Annotated in this window: 7 protein-coding genes; 4 read left to right on the top strand and 3 right to left on the bottom strand. The window is 39.5% G+C overall.

Annotation, left to right across the window (positions count from 1 at the left end; translation table 11 throughout):
- The 3 genes from E1176_RS11110 to E1176_RS11100 all read right to left on the bottom strand — a co-directional run.
- On the bottom strand, positions 1 to 1,251 hold a 1,251-nt coding region (locus tag E1176_RS11110), incomplete at its 3' end, for an amidohydrolase family protein (protein WP_155210681.1).
- Positions 1,252 to 1,262: 11 nt separating this feature from the next.
- Positions 1,263 to 2,615 (bottom strand): amidohydrolase, encoded by a 1,353-nt coding sequence (locus E1176_RS11105; protein WP_155210680.1) that lies wholly within the window; start codon positions 2,613 to 2,615, stop codon positions 1,263 to 1,265.
- Between the two features lie 18 nt (positions 2,616 to 2,633).
- Positions 2,634 to 4,337 carry an amidohydrolase family protein gene (locus E1176_RS11100; RefSeq protein WP_185152754.1) on the bottom strand — a complete coding sequence of 568 codons (1,704 nt, stop codon included), beginning with the start codon at positions 4,335 to 4,337 and terminating at the stop codon, positions 2,634 to 2,636.
- Positions 4,338 to 4,598: 261 nt separating this feature from the next.
- On the opposite strand from E1176_RS11100, the gene E1176_RS11095 reads away from it, so the two are divergent.
- The 4 genes from E1176_RS11095 to E1176_RS11080 all read left to right on the top strand — a co-directional run bounded on the left by E1176_RS11095 (position 4,599) and on the right by E1176_RS11080 (position 9,071).
- Positions 4,599 to 6,074, top strand: a complete 1,476-nt coding sequence (locus E1176_RS11095) for a hypothetical protein (RefSeq protein ID WP_155210678.1) — start codon at positions 4,599 to 4,601, stop codon at positions 6,072 to 6,074.
- A 75-nt stretch (positions 6,075 to 6,149) separates the two neighbouring features.
- The gene (locus E1176_RS11090) at positions 6,150 to 7,235 is read left to right on the top strand and encodes a sensor histidine kinase (RefSeq protein ID WP_155210677.1); all 1,086 of its coding nucleotides are present in this window, start codon (positions 6,150 to 6,152) and stop codon (positions 7,233 to 7,235) included.
- Positions 7,235 to 8,290, top strand: coding sequence for a histidine kinase (locus tag E1176_RS11085; protein WP_155210676.1), 1,056 nt, complete (start codon positions 7,235 to 7,237; stop codon positions 8,288 to 8,290). The genes E1176_RS11090 and E1176_RS11085 overlap by 1 nt, the downstream gene beginning before the upstream one ends.
- Before the next feature lies 1 nt (position 8,291).
- A complete protein-coding gene (locus E1176_RS11080) occupies positions 8,292 to 9,071 on the top strand; it encodes a LytR/AlgR family response regulator transcription factor (RefSeq protein WP_246206002.1) in 780 nt (259 codons plus the stop codon).
- Positions 9,072 to 9,132: the final 61 nt, after the last annotated feature.

The raw sequence follows: 9,132 nt of genomic DNA, 5'->3' as shown, positions 1-9,132 counted from the left end.
GCTCTCCAGAGGTATTTTCCAACCTCCGACAAATAGATGTTTTACCTGAGTCTTGGTTTCAAATGCATCTCCGTCTGTTACAAACAGATTGGCTACTTTCCCTTTTTCCAAAGAACCCAGTTGATCTGCTACTCCAAATATTTCTGCTGGTATAATTGTGATGGCTTTCAATGCCTCTTCTTTACCCATTCCATAAGTTGCCGCAAAACCAGCATGATAAGGTAAGTTTCTTACGTTTTCTGCATCAGCGGTTCTTATAGCTACTTTTACACCTGCTTTTTTCATTAGTCCAGCGTTGGCATAAGAGCGATCATATTTATCATAAGCACGGTTAGGGATGCTTAATACAGGACCTGTAATTACAGGTATATCAGCTTTCGCTATCTCTTCTGCTTTTCTCCAGCCTTCAGAAACTCCTGTAAAAACCACTTTGATATCTTTATCGCTTACCCATTCTATGGCCGCTTCAATATCATCAGCAGCATTTACTTCGATAAGCAATGTTTGCTCTCCTCTCACTACAGGCAACAAAGCCTCCATTTCAGGATAGTAGTCAAGCTTTTTCTTTTTGTCTTCTGCTTTCATGGCAGAGTCGATAGAGTGGTATTCTGTCGCTCTACCCCAAACCTCATTGAGCTTCTTCAGGGCTTTCTCTGCCTCTTTCTTAATATCTTCATCAGATCGTCTATCCCATCGGCTTCTTCTACCGGAAGCCGGGAAATTGAGCACGACACCTTCAAAACCGGCATACATCTGATCCGGGGTATAGCCGTGAAGATTTACAAGTGCCGCAGTTCCTGAGAATAAACCTCCTGTAGGTACAGCGAGTGATGTAGTTACGCCACTCACACGTGTTACCGGAATAAGTACAGAGTTAGGGTTTACAGCTGTAAGCGCCTTCATCTGAGGGATTACATCGCCAATTTCATTATAATCACGTGTCCTCGCGTCTGAGTTTACCTCCGTGAGTCCTAATCGCGCACCGCCTTCAATCATACCCGGGTAGACTGTAAGCCCACTGCAGTCGATAACCTCTGCCCCGGAGGGAACAGACACGTTAGCACCTACATCCAGAATTTTACCATCTTGTAAGACGATGGTACCACTTTCTATCGTACCATTTGTTACTGTTTCGATCTTAGCATTTGTAAGGGCAAATGTACCCTCGGTGCCTTTAGCATTTTGTGCGTAGTTTGCTGTATATGCAAACACTAACACAATTGCCATAAGTATCTTAAATATATCTTTCATCTGTTTCAAGCTTATTCTTTAAACAAAAATTCTGTGTCTTGCATGCATCTGTCTGTGCTGTGGTCTGACTGATGAAAAGTAACATCGATCTTTTCTTCAGGGTCAGTATAGATTCTCATATCATGCGCGTCATTTTCCCTATCAAACTTAACCACACCATCTACCAGCGTATAAATAGGAATTGTGTAAATAGATAAAGGGTGATTTTTGAATATTGCTATGTCACCATCTTTACCTTCTTCGATAGAGCCAACTCTATCTTCTATACCCAATTGCTTGGCAGGATTTATTGTAATTAATGACAGGGCCAGGTCATCATTCAAACCACCATATTTTTGCGTTTTGGCTGCCTCGTGATATAAATGCCTGATAAGCTCCCCACTATCTGAGTTAATTGAGGTAACTACATTATTCTCTGTAAGAATAGTTGCGTTGTAGGCGGTAGAGTAATAAACTTCAAATTTATATGCCCACCAGTCAGAAAAAACTGAAGCCATGGCACCAAACTCTGCCAACTCAGGAGCTACTTTAAAGCCTTCATTTACATGTTGAAAGACAAGCCTGTTTACACCAAAATCTTTACATACTTGCATCAGCATGTAGATTTCGTCTGCCCGGTAAGAGTGACAGTGAATGATTATCTCTCCTTTTAATATATCAGCCAAAGTTTCCAGCCTCAAGTCATAAGCCGGAGGAGCACCTTTATAACCCTTTTTACCTTTGTTGGCATTGTACTTATCCCAGGCTTCCATATATTCCTGAGCCTCAGAAAAAGAGTTTCTAAAAACTGCCTCTACCCCCATTCTGGTTCTTGGTAGAATGTCATTACCTCCACCATGTACTCTGGTTGGGTTTTCACCCAATGCAAATTTGATGGTACGTGGTGCATCTTTCATTTTCATCACTTCCGGGTCTACCGTTCCGTATCTATGCTTAATAGTCTCGCTTTGGCCACCCACTGCGTTAGCAGAACCGTGCATAGCATGAGAAATGGTTACACCACCTGCTAATGCCCTGTAAATCGAAACATCGAGTGGGTCTATCGCGTCACCCGTCCAGACTTCTGCAGTTACAGGACTCGTAGCCTCGTTTACTGCGTCTAGTGCTATGTGAGAGTGCGCATCGATAATGCCGGGCATTACAAACAAGCCTGACGCATCAATAGTAGAGGCGCCTGAAGGTGCTTTCAGCCCTTTCCCGATTTTAGATATTTTACCATCCTTTATAAGTACATCGGTATTTTCCAACGTACCGTTAGTTACAGTGAGTACTGTCCCATTTTTGATTAACACGTCACCCTGCTCCTGTGCTTGTGTGACAAAAGCAAAGCAAGCAAGTATGATTGTGAATATATATTTTTTCATAATCAACAGATTTATTTTTTAATTCTTTGGAGTGCGTTCACCTTCTATAGGAAAACTACCGTATGATCCGGCTGTCATAGTACCTTCAAATGTGTCGCCATCAACAGTAATCGAAACACTCACATTAAGTGCATCTCCTCCAACCGCAATTGTGAAAGAAAATGACACCTGACTACCGTCTACTGTGATGTCTGATAAGGTATTGGTATCTGAAGAAAAGCTACTGGTAAGCTGACCGCTGTAATTACCAGGACCACCTTCAAATTTTACGGTTCCTGAACCATTACCCTGTGGGGTTTCAGTAGAATACGTCCAGTCACCTTTAGGGTCGACATCTTCTTCATCTCCATTTTTCTTCTTTTTGGGCTTGTTTTCGTATTCATACAGTTTCCCGTCTACGAACACCATTTTCACATTGGATTCCTTCTCAAAGTAAGGTTTATCAGATATAAAAAGGTTGGCCAATTTACCCTGATCTATGGTACCCATGGTTTTAGAAAGACCCAGCAGCTGTGCCGGTGAAGTTGTAAGTGCTGCCAGTGCAACATCTTCATTCAGGCCTTTCTCAACCAGTTTATTTATATTACTCTTGATATCACCACTTTTAGCCTCTAATGTTGAGAAACCAAATGTTATCCCTTGATCTCTGAAAAGCGCAGGTTGCTCATAGTACTTCATTATCATCTCCTCTTTACGCTTCTCTAGTCTCTCCTGCTCTTTCTCAGCCCCAGACAAAGTTTTAGGTTCAGCCTTCACAGAATCGTTAGCCACAGTATCCTTTTTTTCTTCCCACTCTGGTAAATCAAGTGATAAGAATACTTTAGCATTGGCGGCCTTAATCTTATCAGTAATGTCCCAACCTTGTTTTACTTCACCTAAAATCAGGTTGAAGCCTAGGTCATTTTTTAAAGTAAGTACGCGCTGTACATCCAGCACACTTTCTGCTTTAAATGCTACCGGAATGCTCTTATCAATAACCGGGTAGAAAGCTTCTAAAATTCTATCTGAATTTGGTCTTTCCATACCAACACCGTCCTGGTCGTATCGCTGCTTGTAAGACTTGGCATTTTCAGCGTTTCTGTACAAGTCTCTGTACTTCGCCATCACACCAATTACAGTATTAGGATACACACCAGGTGCTCCTCTCAACTGACTAAAAAGCGATACCTGATTGCTGTAAATCATTTCATCAGGGTTAGTACCGGTGAGTAAAATGGGGCCATCTGAGCCTGGAAGCATTCTGCCATCGGGTACAACATGCGCAGCTGTAAAGCCCATTTTTCTCCAATCATCAACAGATTTATCATCTGCTTTTAGAAAATCCCGGACATTTCTCTCTGGCTGTATACCAGCCAATTCATTAGGAGGATTACCCGGATCTTTTACATCTTCTCTTTCTTTGTCTTTTGGCTTTTCTACCGCAACTTGAGAAAGTCCATCAATAAAACCTGCATAGAGGTACATTGAGTCGGCTTTGATTACTTTAGCACTGGCAGGTATGGTTACTGATTTACCAACAGCTTTGATAATACCATCTTCGATCAATACAGTTCCTAAATCGATCTTTCTGCCCGGGGCCTGAATGATATTTACATTGGTAATTGCATATGTACTGGTAACCTCCGCCACCTTATCATCCTGACCGTAAATACTAAATGGAAAAACTCCCATCAGAAACAAAAGCATAAGCTTCTGACGAATAGCATTATGAAGTCTCTTCATTGATTCATTGTTTAGGTTTATAAAGCCTCGAAGATAATCAAAACGAAACCCAATGGTAAACACATAGTACATAAGCGGTAAAATCGCATTATTATACTTATTATAATTGTCTGTTTGTCTCAGTTCAAAGATTCTGCAGTTCACTACAAACATTTTACGTTTCGCAACAATAGCCTATGAAATAGCACAACTACGACCGATACTTGTATCGTATAGAAAGGTAAACAAGCTCCTGCGCAGGGCTACTCAAACGATAACAACATGAATATTACAGGTCAAAAACTCAAAATAAATCTTGCTCCGTTCCTTGTGCTTCTTCTTTTAGTTGCACAAGTGAGCTTTGCGCAAAAGACGGTGATTAAGTCTACCAAAGACGAAAAGAAAGTATTTATCACCCGTAACTCAACCAAACACAATCACTCCAAAATTGGGCTCAACAGCTTCAACATTGAGTATGAGGGCGAAATTGAAGTTACCGATGACGATAAAGACATAAAAAGCATTAGCAGTGGCGGCTATATCGAAATTAGCAAAACCAATTTTGGTAGCAAGCGAGAGGTCTTTATTGAATCGGCCGCTGGTGGTACCCTCAAAAAATCATATTATGAAGGGCGTACGAAGGTAGAATGGGAACCTGCAGGACGTAAATGGCTGGCAGAAATACTTCCCGATATAGTACGTTCAACAGGGATTGCTGCTAAAAGCCGGGTAGATAGATTTTACAGAAAAGGCGGCACCGAGGCTGTACTTGATGAGATTGAAGAGCTCGAAGGCAGCTGGGTGGTGTCTACTTACACCAAGCTGCTATTACAAAAAGACAATCTTAGCAATAGGGATCTCAAAAACATCATGGAGACTATTACTGAGGTGCTGGAAAGCGATTATTACATGGCTGAAATTCTCAAAGACAATTCACAGCGCTTTCTGTCAAATAATGAAACTGCCGAAACGTACGTTGAGGTTGTAAGCACCATAGATTCAGACTACTATGCTGCTGTCGCACTTAAAAGTGCTCTGGATCACGAGAATTTATCACCTTCAGTTCTAACCAAAATAATGGAGGCCAGTAAGAGTATAGACTCTGATTACTATCAGGCTACATTATTGAGTAAGGCTTTAGAACGTGATGATTTGGATGGTGAGCTTCTGGCAGAAGTAATAAAATCTACCCGAGATATTGGCTCTGATTATTATCAGGCGCAAATCCTAGCCAAAGCCATGGAAAATGATGAGCTCTCAGCAACATCGTTCAACTCATTGCTGGAGGCAGTATCTGATGTAAGCTCAGACTACTATATGGCTTCTGTTTTTAGCAAACTGGCAGACAATCGATTAGAAGATGAAGTTGTAGTTAAAATAGTTGACCTTGTTAATAACAAGATGTCGTCTGACTATTACGCGTCTGTGGTCCTGGCTAAACTGATGGCCGAACAAGAACTTTCGAGCCAATCGATGGGGGAAATAGCAGACGGTATAGGTAATTTAAACTCAAGCCATTATGCAAGCTCTGTCATAAAAAAGATTTCAAGTAATGATAATCTGTCTAAGGAGAACCTCTTATCTCTAATAAAAGCCATAGATAAAATTGACTCAGATTTTTACAAGTCTAGTGCGTTAGAATCTATAGCCCCAATGGTAAAAAGAAGCACCTCCGATGTGCAGGATGCATATAGGGCAGTGGCGAAAAACATAAGCTCCAATACCTATTATGGTAAAGCAATGAGAGCAATAGATTAATTTCTAAAAAGCAACTTTTCAATAACAACACACCATGGCAAACTTTACACAAATAATCGTTAGATTGAGTTTGCCATGGTTTACGCTTACAAATCATTACCTGCCATTGCTATGAGGTTTCGACTTCGCATAATCATTTGCACTTTTATTGGGGCACTATACTTTTTATACTTATTGTACAGTGAGGTGGGCTATCTGGTTTGGCAATCAGAATATTTTATTTACCTCTCAGCCAGCATCATTTTGGCCAACATTGTGGGCTTCGTGATCCACTTTGCTGATGAAAAATTAAACCAGTGGCTATCCTGGCGCACACATGCTATGAGCAGACTTTGCATGGGTATAATCAATCATCTTTTGCTTTCGCTTCTCATTATCACAGGAGGTGCCTACCTATTTTTCGGCTTTTATTTCAATGATTTTAATTTCGAAAAACTGATAGTGAGTCATAGCATTCCTATGATAAAGCTGACTATAGTAGCAGCCATAGCTTCTCTTATCTACAGCATTATCTATTTTGCATTACACTCTTATAGTCAATATGCTGTAGTACATGTTGATGCTGCCAAAAACAAAAGAAAGCAGCTCCAACTTCAGTTTGAAGCACTCAAAAGTCAGCTAAGTCCGCATTATTTATTCAATTGCCTCAACACCATTTCATCACTTGTATATAAAGACGCTGTTTTGGCTGAAGATTTTATTAGGCGGCTGGCTCAGACATATCAATACATACTCACTAATAACAAGCGAAAGTTTGTATTGCTGGAAGAAGAAGTTGAGTTTGTCAAATCTTATAATTATCTGCTTCAAGTGCGTTTTCAAAATAATCTACAATTAGAGATTAATCTGCCTCCTAATGTGATGGACAGTAAAATACCTCCTCTCACTTTACAAATGCTGGTTGAAAATGCTGTAAAACACAATGTGATTGATAAGAATAAAAAGCTAAGCATATATATTTCTGCTATTGATAATACAGACATTAGAATTACAAACACCAAGACAGAAACCCCTGCTCAGGTCAACTCTTTTCATGTCGGTTTAGAAAATATAAAACGGAGGTATGAATATTTTACCACCAAACAGATCGTAGTAGAAAACGACACCAAGTTTACGGTAAAACTACCTGTGATTAAAAACGAACAAGCCAAGTCTGCCTGATGAAAAAGATTTTCATACATAATGCATTTTTCAGAATACTGGCACCACCGGCTTATGGCATTTTAGTTTACTTACTCATTTTGCTCATCAACAATGATGTAAGTCTCATTTCAGAAACCTTTATGGGTCAGGAGGTTTACGTATGTATAGGTCTAAGTTATCTAGTGGCAGAAGCGCTAAGACTCAACGTAATTATTCACGACAATTTCTTTCCAACAGGATTCAGCTCTATAAATCGACTATTACTACAGTCAGTAACAGGTATTTTTATAACGATCACCGTTATCTCTTTGGCCATATCTGCATATTTCGAATATGTGATTCAGTATAGTATTACAGAAACTCAACTCATCGTATTTAATAGTATTTACGGTTTATCGAGCCTTCTCTTTAATCTGTTATATTTCAGCAACATCTATATGTATAAGCAAAATGTTGAGCGCCTCAACAATGAGCGTGTACTTACTGAAAGTTTAGAGGCCGAACTGGCCCAGTTTAAAAATGAAATTAATCCTATGCTTTTGTATGATGCTTTAGAAAGCCTGATTACGCTTGTACATAAAAACACTGAAGAAGCTGAGGATTATATCGATAACTTATCAGCAATTTACAGACACATTTTGAGCCACAGGCATATAGAACTTTCATCTCTAAAAGATGAACTGAAGGCTGTGAAACATTTGATATTTCTACTTAACTATAAACACGACAACAACATAGAGGTAATCAATGAGCTTAGTGACCCCATCCTTTCGGAGGTTCCACTTGTGCCAGGCACTTTACCTATGCTTATTGAGCATATCGTGCGCACGACCATCATAACCAAGCACACGCCTTTGATTATTAAAATTTATGCAGAAAAAGAAGATAATTATATCGTGATTCAAAGTAAACTCAACGATCGACTTACAGCAGATGACAATGGAAAGAGAATTTTTGAAAACCTTCAGCAATCGTACAGCTATTATACCGAAAGGCCCATGGTAAAAGTAAAGGCTTATGATTATAACTATTTTAAAATACCTTTGATGGAACTCAAAGAAGAAGTGGCTTAATATGATGAAGGTTTTGATTGTTGAGGACGAGATTCCTGCGGCTGAAAAGTTGGAGCGCTATTTACACAGATATGATACTGGTATCGAAGTAGTGGCTAAAACCCAATCTGTAGAGGAGTCTACTAATTGGTTAGAAAAGCACCAATTTCACATCGATCTCATATTTATGGACATCCAACTTACTGATGGTAAGAGTTTTGAGATTTTTGAGTCAGTAAAAATTAAAACCCCTATCATTTTTATTACGGCATATGATGAATTTGCTATAGATGCTTTTAAAGTAAACAGTATCGATTACTTGCTCAAGCCCATTACATATGACGATTTATCGCATTCACTCAATAAATTTAAACAGCTCAAAGAAAGCCTTTCTGATAATGATAACAATGCTACGCTTAACCAATTGCAAAGTGCGTTGAGCCAGCTCAAGCAAAAAACTTATAAAACCCGGTTTATGGTGAAACTGGGTGAGCATATTAAATCTGTAACCACCCAAAATATTGAGTTTTTCTATGCTGAGGGAAGGTCTGTTTATTTGTACAACTCAGACAATCGCAAGTTTATAATTGATTACAAGCTTGAAGAATTAAATGATTTACTTGACCCTGCCATGTTTTACAGAGTCAACCGTTCTTTCATAGTTAATATTGAAGGTATTCAGGATGTGATTGTTTACTCTAACAGCCGATTAAAAATCATTCCCCGACTTGATTTTGACAAGGAAATCATTGTAAGCCGCGATAAGGTCGCCCCTTTCAAGGAGTGGTTGAGTGGTGCTTGATCAATGATGGATAAATAGGCCTAGTTATTAGTTAAAAGGTCCCTCCACAAGGTCGGGATGA

Origin of the sequence: Fulvivirga aurantia (genome assembly GCF_009711475.1) — a bacterium.
Lineage (GTDB): Bacteria > Bacteroidota > Bacteroidia > Cytophagales > Cyclobacteriaceae > Fulvivirga > Fulvivirga aurantia.
Note: the sequence above shows the minus strand (reverse complement) of the source record. Positions and strands in the feature narration are given on the sequence as shown.